The following is a 16,216-nucleotide window of genomic DNA, read 5'->3' on the forward strand; positions in this document are numbered from 1 at the left end:
CGCGACTGAACAGAACCCGCCGCCCGTCCGTATAGAGGAGGGCGGCGGTTCTGGTCTCGCAGGTCCGGTCTGCCGTGCCACCACCGGGCCCCGCACGGAAGGACCTTCGCGTTGTCAGTCTCCACGCGCTTTCCTCGGCAGCCGAAGCGGCCGAAGCAGCCGGATCCGGACGCAGCGGACACGGCGGCCGAGGCGGCCACCGCCGAAGAGCCGCTCACGGACGCGGGCCCGCCGCCGGACGGCACCGCGGAGCAGATACCGAACGACGCCTCCGCGGAGGGCGACACTGCTGGAGGCGGCACCTGGCGCGACCGTCACCCGTCCACCGCACGGACCCTCGCCCACGCCACCACGGCCCTCTCCGCGCTCCTCGTCCTCCTCGCCCTCCTCCTGCCGAATCAGCTCACCCTCCTGACCCCCAGTCAGTTCGCACGCATCCCGGTGGAAGGAATCCTCGGCGCCGCCCTGTTGCTCGTCCTCCCACCGAAGACGAGGCGGGCGGCGTCCGCCGTCGCAGGCGCCGGTCTCGGCCTGCTGACCGTGCTGAACCTCCTCGACATCGGCTTCAACGAAGCGCTCGGCCGAGGGTTCAACCCGGTGTACGACTGGACACTGCTCGGCGACGGCGAATCGTTCCTTCAGGACTCGATCGGCCGGACGCAGGCCATTGGTGTCGCGATCGGAGCCCTGGCCCTCGCCCTCGCCCTGCTCGTCCTCATGACGCTGGCGGTCGTCCGGCTCGGCACTCTCATGGCACGGCACAGCGCCGCCGCGACCCGTGCCGTCCTGGCGCTCGGGACCGTCTGGGTCGCCTGCACGGCGCTCGGCGTGCAGGAGGCCGGCGTACCGGTGGCCGCAGAGAGCGCGGCCGGGGGCGTGGAGAACCGTGCGCAGCAGGTACAGGCGAGCCTGGCGGACGAGCAGGCGTTCGCGAAAGTGGCCGGCGCCGACGCCTTCGCACACACCCCGGGCAACCGGTTGCTGACCGGACTGCGCGGCAAGGACGTCATCTTCACGTTCATAGAGAGTTACGGGCGCAGCGCCATCGAGGACCCGTTGATGGCACCGGGGGTCGACGCGGCCCTCGCGGACGGGACCAAGCAGCTGCGCGCGGCCGGGTACTCCGCACGGAGCGGCTGGCTCACCTCGTCCACCTATGGCGGGGGCAGCTGGCTGGGCCACTCCACGTTCATGTCGGGCCTGTGGATCGACAACCAACAGCGCTACCGCACCCTCACCGCCGGCGACCACCTGACCCTCACCAGCGCCTTCAAACGCACCGGCGCCTGGCGAACGGTCGGCATCATGCCCGGCCTCACCAAGGGCTGGCCGGAGGGGTCCTTCTACGGCCTCGACCGCGTCTACGGCTCCCGTGACCTCGGCTACAAGGGCCCGAAATTCAGCTGGTCGACGATGCCCGACCAGTTCGCTCTGTCGGCCTTCGAGCGCCTGGAGCACGGCAAGAGCAACCACACCACGGAGCAGGCCAAGCAGCGCGCCAACCCGCACCACTCGAAGCCGCTGATGTCGTTCGTCATCCTCACCTCCAGCCACAACCCCTGGGCGCCCCTGCCCAAAATGATCGGCTGGAACGAGATCGGTGACGGCTCGGTCTACCACGCCATCCACCAGGCGGGGAAACAGCCCGCGGACGTCTGGCAGCACACCGCCCAGATACGCACCGAGTACGGCAAGTCCATCCAGTACTCGCTGCACAGCCTCATCGCGTACCTGAAGAAGTACGGCACCAAGAACACCGTCCTCGTCTTCCTCGGCGACCACCAGCCCCTCGCCAAGGTCTCCGGCGAGCACGCGAGCCATGACGTCCCGGTCACCCTGGTCGCCCACGACCCGTCAGTGCTGAAGCGCATTTCCGGCTGGCACTGGACGCCCGGCCTCATGCCCGCCCCGAAGGCACCGGTCTGGCGCATGGACACCTTCCGCAACCGCTTCCTGACCGCTTACGGACCGCGGCCCGGTTCCGCTCCCTCCCGGCCCGCCTCATAGCGCGTCCACCGGCATCGAGCCGACCTCGCACCAGGCCAACCCCGTTCCCCTCAGGGGAAGTTCAGAGCAGCCGCCCACCATGAACCCCTGCGCGCACAAGGGCTGGATCTGAAAGACTCCACCGGGCAGCATGCGACGTGGATGTGGAATGCCTGAGGGACCGGGGGAAGCCGCTGTGGAACCGATCATGATCGTCCTGATCCTCCTGGTGGTGCTCGTGTTCAGGATGTTCCGGGTCATCCCGCAGGGCAGCGCCGCCACCGTCGAGCGCTTCGGCCGCTACGTCCGCACCCTCAACGCGGGCCTGAACGTGGTCATTCCGTTCGTCCACTCCGTCCGCAACCGCATCGACCTGCGCGAACAGGTCGTGTCGTTCCCGCCGCTGCCGGTGCGGACCCGGGACAACCTGCTCGTCGACATCGAGACCGTGATCTATTACGAGGTCACCGATGTCCGTGCCGCGACCTACGAAGTCGCCAGCTACATCCAGGCCATCGAGCAGCTCATCGCGGCCACCCTCCGCAACGTCATCAGCGTCATGGACCTGAAGCCGACCCTCACCTCCCACGAGGCGATCAGGGCCGCACTGTACGGAACCCTGGTCGAGGCCGCCGGCAAGTGGGGCATCCGCGTCAACCGCATCGAGATCAAGGGCATCGAGCCGCCGGCCTCCTTCCTCGACTCGATGGACAAGCACGTCCGTGACGCGGTGGAGAGGGGCAAGGGTGCAGAGCTGCCGCCTCGCCAGAACACGGCGGCCCACAGCACACCACCGTCATCGGCTCCCCAGGCGGACCCCCACACCGGACAGCAGCCGCTTCAGCACGACGACCCGCGCCATATCGGCCGCTACCGACTGACAGCCCGGCTGGGTCAGGGAGGCATGGGGACGGTCTACCTCGGTCGCTCCCCTGGGGAACGCCTGGTCGCGGTGAAGGTCATCCAAGCGGAGTTCGCCACCGATCCCACGTTCCGGGACCGGTTCATCCAGGAGATCGAAGCCGCGCGCCGTGTCGGCGGCTTCCATACCGCGGCGGTGGTCGACGCCGATGCCCACAGCGACCCGCCCTGGCTGGCCACCGAGTACATTCCCGGCCCGTCGCTGCACAAGGTCCTCAGACAGCAGGGTGCCCTTCCGGTGCGGACTCTGCACACCCTCGCCGCCGGCATCGCCGAGGCGCTGGAGGGCATTCATGCCTGCGGCATCATCCATCGCGACCTCAAGCCCAGCAACATCATCCTCTCCGGCGCGGGTCCGCGCGTCATCGACTTCGGCATCGCCCGAACCCTGGACGGCACCGCACTCACCCGCACCAACCATGTCGTCGGCACACAGGGGTTCCTCGCCCCGGAACAGCTGACCGGCGCGTCGATCACCCCGGCCACGGACCTCTACGCCTTCGGCATGGTGCTGTGCCACGCCACCGGAACGGCGCCCTTCACAGACGGCGAATCCCTCGCGACCGCCCTCAACCTGCTGCCTGCCCGCTTCGCCGACATCATCACCCGGTGCCTCGACCACGACCCGGCCTGCCGACCGACGCCCGCCGAAGTGCTCGAACGGCTTTCCCCGCACCATTCCCCGTCCGGGGACTGGCTGCCGCCGCCCGTGCGCACCTTGGTCGATCTGCACCACGCCGATACGGGTACCGCAGCGACGATCTGAACGATCGCCCGCCCGGAGTGCCCGCTGTGCAGGGGGCCGCCGGTCACCGGACACTGGAGTCATGCCGCGACGAGGAGGCATGGCATGCGGGTGGCGGCCGGCAGGTACGCTCCGTCGCTGCGCTCACCGTGGTGGCGCGGGGCGGCGGCGCTCGCCTCGGGTGGCCTGGCGGTGCTCGTCTTCCCGCAGCCGTCGCTGTGGTGGCTGGCGTATGTGGCGCTCGTCCCGCTGATCCTGCTGATCCGCACGGCGGCGACGCCCGGTCGGGCCGTGCTGGACGGCTGGCTCGGCGGCACCGGATGCGTGATCGCCGTCCAGCAGTGGCTGATCCCCAACCTCACCGTCTTCGTCCTGCCGATCGGCGCGCTGCTCGGGCTGGCATGGATCCCGTTCGGCTGGCTGGTACGGCGGCTGCTGGGCGGCACGCCCGGTCCCGGCAGGGCCGCGGCCGGAGTGCTGCTGCTGCCTGCGGCCTGGCTGCTGGGGGAGGTCGTCCGCTCCTGGCAGTACCTGGGCGGTCCCTGGGGGCTGCTGGGGGCGAGCCAGTGGCAGGTCCCGCCCGCCCTGCGGCTCGCCTCGGTCGGCGGGGTGTGGCTGGTGAGCTATCTGCTGGTCGCGGTCAACACCGCCCTCGCGGCGCTGATCGCGCTGCCCAGGGCCCGCACGGTGGCGCTGGCCGCCCTGCTGGCCGTGGCCGTTCTGGTGGCCGAGGTCTGGTCGCTGGTGCCGCTGCCGCCGCGCACGGGCAGCGTGCGGATCGCGATCGTGCAGCCCGGGGTGATCAGCGGGCCGATGGCCCGGTTCGACCGGGGGGTGCGGCTGACCCGGCAGCTCGTAGGCCACCGTCCGGACCTGGTGGTGTGGGGCGAGAGCAGCGTCGGCTTCGACCTGTCGGCGCACCCGGGGCAGGCCGCCCGGCTCGCGGACCTGTCCCGGCGGGTCGGGGCCGACATCCTGGTGAACGTGGATGCGCAACGCGCGGACCGGCGCGGCATCTACAAGGCATCGGTGCTGGTGGGGCCGCACGGGCCGACCGGCGATCGCTACGACAAGATGCGGCTGGTGCCCTTCGGTGAGTACATCCCCTTCCGCTCGGTGCTGGGGTGGGCCACGGAGGTGGGCAGGGCCGCGAAGGTGAACCGGCAGCGCGGCACCCACCAGGTGATCATGAATGTCGGCTCGTTCCGGATCGGGCCGATGATCTCCTTCGAGACGGCGTTCCCCGACATGAGCCGCCATCTCGCCATACGCGGCGCGCAGGTGCTGGTGGTACAGGAGTCCGTCTCGACGTTCCAGGGCAGCTGGGCGCCGGCCCAGCAGACCTCGCTCGCGGCGGTGCGGGCGGCGGAGACGGGACGACCGATGGTGGACGCCACGCTGACCGGCATCAGCGCCGTGTACGACGCCGGCGGCCATCAGATCGGACCGCGTCTGGGGACGACGGCGAGCACGGTGCGGATGTACACCGTGCCGCTGGCGGGCGGCCGGAGCGTGTACGTCCGGTCCGGCGACTGGATGATCTGCGCCGCCCTCGGCCTGCTCGCCGTCGCGGGCGGCTACGAGGTCATCCGGGTCGTCGTGATGGCCCGGCGACGGCGTCCACGCATCAACTCGCCTGCATCTAAGGCAGGTTGACACCCAAGGCAGATTGACGCCCCATCACACGGTCGGTGCACAGGCGCGCCCTCAGTGGTCGATCACGCAGGCAGCAGCCGAGGCATCGCGGGTGCACCGTGCCCGGCATCGGGGCCGCCGCCACGGCCGTTCCCACCTTGCGAGACCCTCCCACCGAGTCGATCCTGAAGGCGAGGCATGCCGACCCATCCCGTGGACCGCACGCAGCGGCCGCGCAAGCCCGCGGTCCTCGCGGTCCCTACATGGAGCGGGGGTTCCCATGAGGCTTGCCGTCGACCTCAACCGGTGCCAGGGATTCGCGCAGTGCGCCTTTCTCGCCCCGGACGTGTTCGCCCTGCACGGCGAGGAGGCCCTGCTTTTCACCTCCCGCTTCGACGACACACTGCGCGATCAAGTGGAACGGGCTGCGGCCGCCTGCCCGGTCCAGGCCATCCTCGTCGACTACTCCGACGAACCGACGAAGGCGGCGGAGGCGGTGGAGGCGGCGGAGGGCCATGCCGGCTGACACCGACGCCGAGGTCCTCCGGCGCAGGGGGCGCATCGTCATCGTCGGCGCCTCGCTGGCCGGACTGCGCGCGGCGGAGACCCTGCGCGACCGGGGCTTCACCGGATCGCTCACCCTGATCGGCGACGAGCCGTACGAGCCGTACGACCGCCCCCCGCTGTCCAAGCAGGTGCTGCTGGGACTGGAACCCGCCGGGGACACCGCGCTGCCGCGCAGGCGCGACGTCGCCGCCGAATGGCGTCTCGGCGTGGCCGCCACGGGTCTCGACCGGACCGCCAAGCAGGTGGGTCTTGCCCATGGCGACACCGTCCCGTACGACCGCCTGCTGATCACCACCGGTACCAAGGCCCGGCCCTGGTTCCATCCGGAAGAGGCGGCGTTGGACGGGGTTTTCGTGGTGCGGACCCGGGACGACGCCGCACGGCTGTACCGGAAACTCGCCGCCGGCCCACGCCGGGTGCTGGTGGTCGGTGCCGGTTTCACGGGCTCCGAGATCGCCTCCGTCTGCCGGGAGCGGGGCCTGGAGGTCACGGTCGCCGAACGCGGCCCCAGCAACGCCACGCTGACGCTGCTGCGCCACCCCGACGTCCTCGAACGGTTCCGGACCGAACCGGACCTGGTCGTCCCGCTCGTCGAGGAGGTGCTGCGGTACGAACCGCCCGTCCAGTTCGCCCCGTTCACCACGGCCCTGGCCGACATCGACATCGCCGACACCACCATTCCCAAGGGTGCGCAGGTCTGGCTCCTGCTGGCCTCGGCCAACCGCGACCCGAAGCGGTTCGACGAGCCCGACCGGTTCGTTCCCGACCGCGAGGACAACCAGCATCTCGGGTTCTACACCGGCATCCACTACTGCTTCGGCGCCCCGCTGGCCAGGATGGAGGCGCAGCTCGCCCTGCCCCAGCTCTTCCGCCGGCTCAAGAACCCACGACTGCTGGCGGACCCGCCGCCGTACCGCGCCAACCCCGTCCTGCGCGGCCCCCGCCACCTTGCCGTGGCGATCGATGGCCTGGCCGCCTGAGCGGCCGAGGAGGTGATCAGCGGCCTGAAGCGCGACGATGGGAGGAGAGGCCGGTGTCCGCAGGGAGGGATGCGGGGTATGGCCGGCGCGCGGGTGTGCCCGGCAGGCATGTGAAGACGGTGCGGAAGAACGATCGACTGGGAACGGGATGCCCATGGATCAGACGGCCGGTCCGGCGCGGACCGTCATCCTGACCGTGGTTGGGAGGCGGTGGTGCTCGCCGCGGTGACCTGCGAGGGTGCGACCCCGCACCGTGCGTACACCTCCCGATCCTTTCGCGGCCCAGGGCAGCGTCGGCGTTCGTTCTGCCCTCATCGACGAGCTCAGCGCGACGGGCCACGTCACCCACAAGCCCTACAGGAAGACGTCGGTCACGCTGCACCACAACGACGGCAAGACGTCGCGACTTTCGTACCAGGGTGTGCTCAACGGCTGGAAGACACGTCCGGCTTCGGCCCACTTCGATGTGGACTCCGCTGGTGCCGTCGCTCAGTACGTCAGGGTGAACGAGTACGCCTGGGCCGTCCGCGACATAGCTGGCAACCAGAGCTCGATCAGCATCGAAATGGCGAACGCAACGCTCGCGCCCGGCTGGACGGTCGCCGAGACCACCTGGAATAACGCTGCGCGCCTCGCTGGCTGGCTCTTCGCCAAGGTGATCGGCGAACGCCCCAGTAAGAGCAACCTCTTCTACCACCACCACTGGTCCTCGACCGAATGCGCCGGCTCGTACATGGACAAGATCTATGACAAGGTCCTCGCGGCGGCTCAGGAGGCGTACGACCACTTCAAGGATTCACACCCCGTCCCCGGGCCGGATACCGAGCCGTTCCCTGGTGCGTCGTTCTTCCACGCCGGACAGAAATCGCCGATCATCGCCGCAATGCACCAGCGGCTCGTCGCCGAAGGCTGCAACCGGTACCAGCCGAGCACCAACACCGACATATGGGGCCCAGGCGATGTCAAGTCCTACGCCGCCTGGCAGGAGAAGCTCGGCTTCCAAGGCGATGACGCCAACGGCATCCCCGGCAAGACCAGTTGGGACGAGTTGCAGCTCCCCAACGTCTGATCGTCCTCGCCGCAGAGTCGTCTAGAGCCCATCACACTTCACCGCCAACCATGCACAAGCTGGTTAGGGCTCGCAGAGAATCAACATGCTGATTTTGAACTCCGTGGGGCTGTTGTCCGTGCGGAACACCGTGAAGTCAGTGGGCGTCCTGAACCTGGCTGTAGAGAGTGGAATGGTGTAGCCGTGCTCGGCCACGAGGGGCTGGATCTGGTGGACGGTCCTGGTGAGGGTGCTGCCGTTGACTCCGAAGAGCTGGGCGAGCAGGTCTCAGGTGCCGAGTTTGCGCAGGTAGAACACGGTGGCCAGGACTCTGTCGGCGGTGGTCAGCTTGGCCTTAGCCCCTTCGCTATTGATCAGAAGAAGGCCCTTCGGGTCGGAATGCGGTGCTGGGCCCAACGAGCGGCTGGAGCGTCACCGGAAGCGGCCAGCGGGGAGCTGGATGCGACGTCCCAGGTAGGGAACTCGCCCTGCCATGAACGCTCCAGGAGTGCAGTGGGTAGGCGCTACGACCCCACCTCGATGGGGCAGCTCGCGCGGTTGGGGAGGCAGGACATGGCGAGCAAGCCGTAACAACGAGGGCCTAGCCTCTGCGGCCTGGCTCTCATCGCTCCGATTCCCCTTGTGCCACTGGAGTGCGTCGTTCGCAGCAGCCGGGACGAATGCGGGCACGTCAGCAGACATGCAAGGCCCGCACCGCGCTCCGTGGTGCGGGCCTTCGCGAAGGGTTACGCGTCGAACTCGCCGCGCCATGCGAAGTCGAGGAGGGCCTTGGGGAGGTAGTCGGTCTCGACCTCGACCAGGATGCCGTTGGCCTTCGCCAGGCAGGCGATCGCCAGCGGAGCGAGGGCCACGACGCCCAGGATGTTGTGGGCGCGGTCCTCGTCGGCGGTCCAGTACTCCTTGTGCCAGCGGACGGCGTCGGCCAGGGCCTCGTTGAAACCGGCGGCGTCGTTGCGCAGGTAGCGGTAGAGCATCATGATCGGCGGGTAGCGGAGCTTGATCATCTCCTCCGCGTCGACGACGCGGGCGTGCTCGGGAGCACTCAGGTCCACGGCGCGCACCAGGTGCGTGCGCAGGTCGTCCCGGCGGAGCCAGAAGCTCTGGAGGGTCTCCACCCAGGCGTAGGTGTACTCGTCCAGGGCGCCGCCGAAGTCGCGCAGCAGGGACACCGGGATCCGGGCCAGCATGTCGAGGCGGGCTGCTTCACGGCAGATGACCGCGAGGTAGAAGGCGTCGAGCCAGGTGTCCGCGCCACACTGATCACAGGGCACAGCCTGATTTCACCAGCGCCGAAGCAGCACTGGCGAGTTGAGCAAAAACTTCCGGTCCGGTCGTGGCGTATCGGATTCCCGGCACCTTGGGGGCGTGCGGGCACCGCTGCGAACCGTTTGTGCACCCTCGTACGCCCGCCCTACTGCCTGTCCGAAAACCACTCCCAGCGAGACACTCCCAGCGTCGGGGCCTCCCCAGCAACAGGCCGCTGCCCCGGCACCGCAGCCACGCAAGGCAACAGGAGTAAAGCCTGTTGCAGAAGGCCGTGAGCAGGCTATCCGCGGGTACAGCGGCGGATATACCGGCGCCTCATACGGTGGGTCCGTGGGTGGCCCACCGCCGAAGGGAGACGCAAGCGATGTCCATAATCAGACACCTGCCCACCACGCCCCGGGCACTGACGGCCCTAATGATCAGCTGTGTCCTCAGCCTCGCCTCAGCCACCGTCGCCTACGCCAACGAACCCGCGGGCAACGGCATCGACGCCAAGGCCAGCGGCACGGGCACCGCCGCCATCTCCATCACCGGCACGTACTCCTGCCTGGGCACCAGCGCCACCATCCAGTCCGTGGTCACCGACAACACAACCGGCGAGGCCAACACCGTCGCTGTCGACAAGGCATGCCCAGACACCGGGGCCGCCTTCAGCATCACCGTCCCCGCACCGGCCGGCCGGACCACCTGGGGAAACAACGTGACGGTCACACTTACCGAGACCGACACCTCAACGCCGACGACGATCGCCACCGACAGTCTCGATGTCGTCAACAACATCGACGACGTCACCACCGTGGACTCCGACTCGCTCTCCGGCGGCTCGCTGGTACTGGGCGGCACCGAAACCTGTTCCACCGCCAACACAGCGCACACCTTGACGCTCAACGCCACTGAGGCCGACGTGGGCGGGGGCACCACCTCCGCCACCAACACCTTCGACGTGACCTGCCCGGCCACACCCGGCACCCCGGTCACATGGACAACCACACTCACCCCGCCAGCAGGCGTGTTCACCCCCGGCGTCATCTCAGAATCGGGCCAGGTGTTCTGCCCCGGCTTTGCGGCTCCGGTGAGGTCTCTCGGCGACAGGTGGTTTGTGCCCCACTCTGCCTTCGTCCCCTGAAGATCCAGCTAAGCGGGCTTGCTCCGAGGAGAGGCCGCACTTGCCTCATGCCGTACTGATACGGCACCGGCTCAAGCGGTGCCGAATCCCGCCCGAGTCAGCCGCGGATGGCAAGTGCCGGCCTCACAGAGATGATCAAGCACGGGGTGCACGACATCGCGCTCAGCTCGCCCAAGAACCCAGCCTGCCCCGGGAACAGGGCGACTTTGCTCACCCAGCACAGGCCCTACCCTGCGTCAACCCCCGAAGAATTTCCTGAGCCGACCACTAAGAGCGAGTACGAGACGGTGCGTATCCCGTCGGCCGAGCCGGAGGTGGACCAGCCGTTCGCTGGGTGGCGGGAGTCGTTGGGCCTGGCACAGCTCTTGTTCCACTTCATCCCTTTCCATGCTGGTCCGGACCTGGTTGCGGCTGATGCCGGGGGGACCGCAGCTTCGATCCGCCAGCTCGTGAGGAGCGCCGGAGTGCGCGCATAGCGCCCAGGGACACCTCTATGGCCTCCGGGCTGGTATGTCACCCGGGCCGTGCCGACGCTCCGGTTGCGTGGCACCCGGAACTGGCACAGGGGGTAGGGGCGGAGGCAGGCGAGCGGATGCAGGGTAGCCCTTGCTCCGTATGCACTGGTGACGGTACCCAGGACACTTCTTTGCCCTTGCATTGCCCTATCTTGAATGTCGTCTGATGGGCTGTCATGGCTACGACCAGGGGGAGCAGTATGGCGATCGAACTGCCTGAGCAGGTGGTGTCGTTCCTTCAGTTCATCGGGGTGAACTGGCCGAATATCGACGAGGACAAGGTCCGCGAATTCGGGTCCCACGTGCGGGACTTCGCGCAGAAGGTGGATGACACCCACAAGGACTCCACCTCCACGATCAAACAGCTGGAGGACGTCTACCAGGGTGCGTCGTACGAGGCGCTGCTGGCCAAGTGGGGCCAGATGTCCGACAGCCATATGACGGAGCTGGTCAACGCCTGTCATGTGGTGGCCGATGCGCTGGACATCGCGGCGGACACGATCGTGGCGATGAAGGTGGAGGCGATCGCCGAACTGACCGTCCTGGCCATCACCTTCGTCGCCGACCAGGCCGCCGCCGTCGCCACCCTCGGCCTCGCCGAAGCGGCCGAAGCGCTGGTCATCGAGGCCGCCGAGAAGCTCATGGACTACCTCGTCCAGCAGCTGGAGCAGTACATCATCGGCCAGGTCATCGAGGCGGCCATCGATCCCCTCGTCGAGACAGTCGGCAAGGCGGTGGGCGGACTGGTCTTCCAGGCCGCCGAGTCCGCGCTGGGTGTCTCCGGGGGCGGGGGCGGTGCGGGGGAAAGTTTCTCGATCCATCCGGAGGCGTTGCAGGCGCGCGCGGAGAAGTTGCACGCGCATGCGCGGACGGTGGCCGGCCACGCCGCCGAATTTCAGACCAAGGCCGCGGGGGCGAGCTTCGAATGAGCAATCCGATCGTCAAGGCGCTGGAGCACGCCGCCGAGAAGCTGGGCAAGACCCTCGGCAAGGACGCGGGCAAGGCGGTCGAGGACCTGTACCACGGGACAGGTCAGCGGATGAAGAAGGTCGCGACCAATCACCACGAGAACGACAAGGGGCTTTCCGACCACTTCTCGAGCTTGGGCAAAAACGGCAAGCCTGCCCCCAAGGCTCCCAAGACGAGCACGAACGGCTTGAACAGCCCTTGGAAGGGCAGCGATCGCGGGGCGGATAGCAAGGCTCGGCAGCAGCTCGACAAGGAGCACCCGAACAACAACTCACGGGTGGACCTCACCAAGAAGGGTTGCGGTGACCCGGTCGACGTGGCCACTGGACGGGTCTACCTGCGCGAGGTAGACATCGCGCTTCCCGGCAGCATGCCCCTGATCTTCAGCCGCAAATTTGAATCCTCCTGCAGCGTCGGCCGGACTATTGGGCCTTCCTGGACGTCGACCGTCGACCAGCGCCTGGAGTTCGACGAACAAGGCGTCATCTTTGTGACCGAAGACGGGATGCTTCTTCCCTACCCGCTTCCCAGCGCCGGCCAGCAGGTGCTCCCACTTCGCGGCCCGCGGTGGCCACTGGCGGTGACCGAGCAGGGCGACTGGTCCATCCACGACCCTGGCAGCGGCTACACCCGCTATTTCACACCGGTCTCGCACACGAGCGGCCTAGCGCTTCTCGACGAGATCACAGACCGCAACGGCAACCACATCACCTTCGACTACGACAACGAGACCGGTGCACCACTGGCCATCCGCCACTCAGCTGGATACCACCTCAAGTTCACCACTGACGAACACGGTCTGCTTACCACTCTGCAACTGGCCGCGGCAGGCGAGGACGGCACCGACCTCGTTCTGACGGCCTACGAACACGACCAGTCCGGCAACCTCACCGCAGTCTCCAACTCCAGCGGTCTGCCCAACGGCTACGAATACGACGACCAGCACCGCATGACGGCGTGGATCGATACCAACGGCAGTCGCTACGAGTACACCTACGACCCACACGGGCGCTGCGTGGCACAGGGAGGCAGCGAAGGACACCTGCGCTACCGCTACGCCTACGAACCCGTCGATCCGGAAACCGGTCACCGTGTCGTCGCGGTGACCGACTCGATGGACCACGTCACGCGCTACAAGATCAACGAGCGCCTCCAGGTCGTGGCTGAGACCAACCCGCTGGGCCACACGACCTCAACCCGCTACGACAACTACGACCGGGTACTCAGTGTGACCGACGCACTCGGCCACACCACTCGATACGAAAGGGACCAACACGGCCACCTGACGACCGCGCATCTCCCGGACGGGACTCAGACCCACGCCACCTACAACGATCTCGGGCTGCCGACCCAGATCACCGAAGCCGACGGCCAGACATGGCGCTACACCTACGACGAACGCGGCAACCGGCTCACGCAAACTGACCCCACCGGCGCCACCATTCACTGCACCTACAACTCTGCCGGCCACCTGATAGCCGTCACCGACCCCCGCGGGGAAGCCACCCGCCTCGTCAGCAATGCCGCCGGCCTCGTCATCGCGGTCACCGATCCAAGCGGCACCACCACCTCCTGCGTCCGAGACGAATTCGGCCGCATCGTGCAGGCCACCGACGCTGCCGGCGCTGTGGTGCACCAAGGCTGGAACATCGAAGGACAGCCCACCTGGCGTCAGCTGGCCGACGGTACACGCGAGAGCTGGGAGTGGGACGCAGAAGGAAATCTCACCAGCTACACCGACCGGATCGGGCGCACCACCACCTTCGCCGTTGATGCATTCGACCAGCTCTCATCCACAGCCGCCCCGGGCAACAGCCAATACCGCTTCGGTCACGACGCTGAACTGCGCCTGACCACGATCACCGGCCCCGACGGCCGCAGCTGGCAGTACCACTACGACCCCGCCGGACGTCTGGCAGCCGAAACCGACTTCGACGGCCACGTCATGACCTACCAGCACGACGCAGCCGGACGCATCACCGCGCAGACCAACCGCGCTGGCCAAACCCTGCACTACGAGCGAGACGTTCTCGGCCGTGTCGTACGCCTCACCAGCGAAGACGGCACGACGGACTCCCGCTTCCAATACGGTCCCTCGGGGGTGATGACGCAAGCCAGCAATGCTGACGCACAGATCACCGTGACCCACAGCCCGGTTGGCCAACCCGTACAGGAGACCGTCAACGGCCGGCGCTTGACACGCGAGTTCGATGCCATGGGACGGCTCACCGGACGTCACACGCCGCAAGGCTCAGTAAGCCGCTGGGCCTTTGACACAGCCGACGATGTCTCCTCCTACCAGGTCGCCGACCACCACCTGCGCTTCACACACGACCTTTTCGGCTGCGAGACCCGCCGCATCCTCGACAATGTACTCAGCGTTGATCACGCCTGGGATGTCAACGGCCACGTCACTCACCAGGTAGTGCGCACGCCGGGCGCAACGCACGAGCGCCGCTACAGCTACGGCCGTGACGGAAGCCCCCTCTCGCTGCGTGACCACGTGACGGGACAGCGGGCCATCAGCCGCGACAGTGCCGGTCGCATTGTCGCGGTTCAAGCCGATCGTGGTGGCGAGCAGTACGAATACACCGCGACCGGCGACCAGTCCTCAGCGACTTGGCCGTCCTACTTGCCAGGCCAAGCCGCTGTAGGCGAACGGGTGTACCAGGGCTCTCTCATCATCCGGGCAGGGAGGACCCACTACCAGCACGATGAGCAAGGCCGACTCCTCACCCGTCAGCGCACCAGCCTCAGCGGCAAGACGAGTACCTGGCGCTACACCTGGAATGCCGAAGACCGACTGACTGCTGTCACCACGCCGAAAGGGCTTACTTGGCGGTACCGCTATGACCCGCTGGGCCGCCGAATAGCCAAGCAGTGCTACGACAGCCACGGCAGCATGACCGAGGAAACGATCTTCACGTGGGACGGCCACCTCCTGGTCGAGGAGTCCCTCCGCCGCCCGGACGACCCCACGCTTCAGGTCACCACCTGGGACTATCTCGGCGACCGCCCCATCACCCAGACAGAGCGCACGGTCGATGCACGCGACGGACGCGAAACCGCCCGTCAGTTCTTCCTCGTCATCACCAGCCCGAACGGCACCCCGACCGAACTGGTCGATGAAAGCGGCAGCATCGCCTGGAAGGCCGACAGCACACTGTGGGGTCTCACTGCATGGGACCGAAGCAGCACCGCATACACACCTCTTCGATTCCCTGGCCAGTACTTCGACCGCGAGACCGGCCTGCACTACAACTTCAACCGGTACTACGACCCGGAGACCGGCCGATACCTCTCACCCGACCCCCTAGGGCTGGTCCCGGCGCCCAACCCGTACACGTACGTTGAGGACCCCCTCGCACACACAGACCCCCTAGGCCTGGCCAAGAAGTGCCGTGACGACATCACCTGGGGTGGTCGTGTCGAGTGGGGCCGCGACCGGCACGGGCGTCTTGAGACGATGCGGGCAAGAGTCGAAAGGGACATGATCGGAGAAGGCACCAGTGCCAGATCAGACCTGCACCCGCCTGGTTTTACAGGCCAGTCGGCCGGGCAAGCCCGAGGCCATATGCTCGCTGCCATGCTGGGAGGTACCGGTGACAAGCTCACCAACCTCTTCACCATCACCCACAGGCCCGTAAACACACCAGACATGCGTGCATACGAATTCCAGGTCAGAGGAGCGGTAAGGGAACAAGGATCCATCCATTACAACGTCCGCCTCGAGTACGACAATGACGCTGCCAAGATCCCCAGATATATCCACCTTGAAGCAAGAGGACGCGGCGGGCCGATTTTTCAGAATGTAAAGTTGGAAAACCCCGCCTGGCTACAGGAGCCCTGATGAACGACCTCAACCGTCTCCAGCAGCTCTGCCCTCCACCGGAGCCGAGTCACTCACCCATGGAGTGGGCCGCCGTCGAACGCGCGCTGGGCACTCAACTGCCCAGCGACTACAAAGAACTCGTCGAACACTATGGAACCGGCAGCTTTAAGGGATTCCTCAGCATCCTCCAGCCAAACGCCGCCCACGAAGCTCTCGACATCGTGAAGGTGACACCAAGTGCACGCGACGCGGTAGAGAAGATGAGCGAGTGGGTCGAACCGCCCTGCCCACCGCGTCAGCTCCAGCCCGTCGCTGTCACGAGCAATGGCGATGACGTTTTCTGGCTGATGGACCCTCCCGAGAACCCTGACAGCTGGAAGGTCACGGTGAATGACTTGGACAGCGAGGAGTGGTTCATCTTTGATGGCCACCTCACTGCATTCCTTCTCGGCTTCTGCACTAACGACGTCGTCGTCCCCAGCTTCCCCGACGATCTTCTCGAAAAGCCAGCGTCCTTTACCCCCACCCCCTAACGACAGAAAGACTTGGGAAATAATCGCACAACTCCCCTCCGACCAGAGGGGGAGTTCAACTGGTGCTGGGGC

Annotated in this window: 10 protein-coding genes and 3 pseudogenes; 11 read left to right on the forward strand and 2 right to left on the reverse strand. The window is 67.1% G+C overall.

The genetic code is table 11. The features are described 5' to 3' along the window. The first annotated feature begins 111 nt into the window (after nt 1–111). From B1H19_RS05270 to B1H19_RS05295, 7 genes and pseudogenes are all read left to right on the forward strand, one after another. The gene (locus tag B1H19_RS05270) at nt 112–2,007 is read left to right on the forward strand and encodes a sulfatase-like hydrolase/transferase (protein WP_203237103.1); all 1,896 of its coding nucleotides are present in this window, start codon (nt 112–114) and stop codon (nt 2,005–2,007) included. A 175-nt stretch (nt 2,008–2,182) separates the two neighbouring features. Then, a pseudogene (locus B1H19_RS40590) lies at nt 2,183–2,761 on the forward strand (SPFH domain-containing protein); the annotation flags it as partial. A 108-nt stretch (nt 2,762–2,869) separates the two neighbouring features. Continuing rightward, a pseudogene (locus B1H19_RS05275) lies at nt 2,870–3,673 on the forward strand (serine/threonine-protein kinase); the annotation flags it as partial. Nucleotides 3,674–3,757: 84 nt separating this feature from the next. Further along, nucleotides 3,758–5,308, forward strand: coding sequence for an apolipoprotein N-acyltransferase (gene lnt, locus B1H19_RS05280; RefSeq protein ID WP_083103459.1), 1,551 nt, complete (start codon nt 3,758–3,760; stop codon nt 5,306–5,308). A gap of 259 nt (nt 5,309–5,567) precedes the next feature. Beyond that, complete coding sequence (locus B1H19_RS05285; protein WP_083103460.1) at nt 5,568–5,813, forward strand: ferredoxin; 246 nt, start codon at nt 5,568–5,570, stop codon at nt 5,811–5,813. Further along, nucleotides 5,803–6,834, forward strand: coding sequence for a cytochrome P450 (locus B1H19_RS39630; RefSeq protein ID WP_083103461.1), 1,032 nt, complete (start codon nt 5,803–5,805; stop codon nt 6,832–6,834). The genes B1H19_RS05285 and B1H19_RS39630 overlap by 11 nt, the downstream gene beginning before the upstream one ends. A 253-nt stretch (nt 6,835–7,087) precedes the next feature. Further along, complete coding sequence (locus B1H19_RS05295; protein ID WP_237289143.1) at nt 7,088–7,903, forward strand: peptidoglycan-binding protein; 816 nt, start codon at nt 7,088–7,090, stop codon at nt 7,901–7,903. Between the two features lie 63 nt (nt 7,904–7,966). On the opposite strand, the pseudogene B1H19_RS05300 reads toward B1H19_RS05295, so the two are convergent. Together B1H19_RS05300 and B1H19_RS37835 are read right to left on the reverse strand one after the other, a co-directional pair. Continuing rightward, nucleotides 7,967–8,245 (reverse strand): annotated as a pseudogene (locus tag B1H19_RS05300) (helix-turn-helix domain-containing protein); the annotation flags it as partial. A gap of 383 nt (nt 8,246–8,628) precedes the next feature. Continuing rightward, on the reverse strand, nt 8,629–9,174 hold the full coding sequence (locus B1H19_RS37835; RefSeq protein WP_107425892.1) for an immunity 49 family protein: 546 nt from the start codon (nt 9,172–9,174) through the stop codon (nt 8,629–8,631). Nucleotides 9,175–9,533: 359 nt separating this feature from the next. Here B1H19_RS37835 and B1H19_RS05310 point away from each other — a divergent pair, with 359 nt between their 5' ends. From B1H19_RS05310 to B1H19_RS05330, 4 genes are all read left to right on the forward strand, one after another. Continuing rightward, on the forward strand, nt 9,534–10,295 hold the full coding sequence (locus tag B1H19_RS05310; RefSeq protein WP_159027995.1) for a hypothetical protein: 762 nt from the start codon (nt 9,534–9,536) through the stop codon (nt 10,293–10,295). 691 nt (nt 10,296–10,986) lie between these two features. After that, nucleotides 10,987–11,739 carry a WXG100-like domain-containing protein gene (locus B1H19_RS05320; protein ID WP_237289145.1) on the forward strand — a complete coding sequence of 251 codons (753 nt, stop codon included), beginning with the start codon at nt 10,987–10,989 and terminating at the stop codon, nt 11,737–11,739. Continuing rightward, nucleotides 11,736–15,629, forward strand: coding sequence for an RHS repeat-associated core domain-containing protein (locus tag B1H19_RS05325; protein ID WP_083103466.1), 3,894 nt, complete (start codon nt 11,736–11,738; stop codon nt 15,627–15,629). The genes B1H19_RS05320 and B1H19_RS05325 overlap by 4 nt, the downstream gene beginning before the upstream one ends. Next, nucleotides 15,629–16,144 (forward strand): SMI1/KNR4 family protein, encoded by a 516-nt coding sequence (locus B1H19_RS05330; protein ID WP_083103467.1) that lies wholly within the window; start codon nt 15,629–15,631, stop codon nt 16,142–16,144. Before B1H19_RS05325 ends, B1H19_RS05330 begins: the two co-directional genes overlap by 1 nt. Nucleotides 16,145–16,216: the final 72 nt, after the last annotated feature.

The organism is Streptomyces gilvosporeus, assembly GCF_002082195.1.
In the GTDB taxonomy this organism is placed as follows: Bacteria; Actinomycetota; Actinomycetes; order Streptomycetales; family Streptomycetaceae; genus Streptomyces; species Streptomyces gilvosporeus.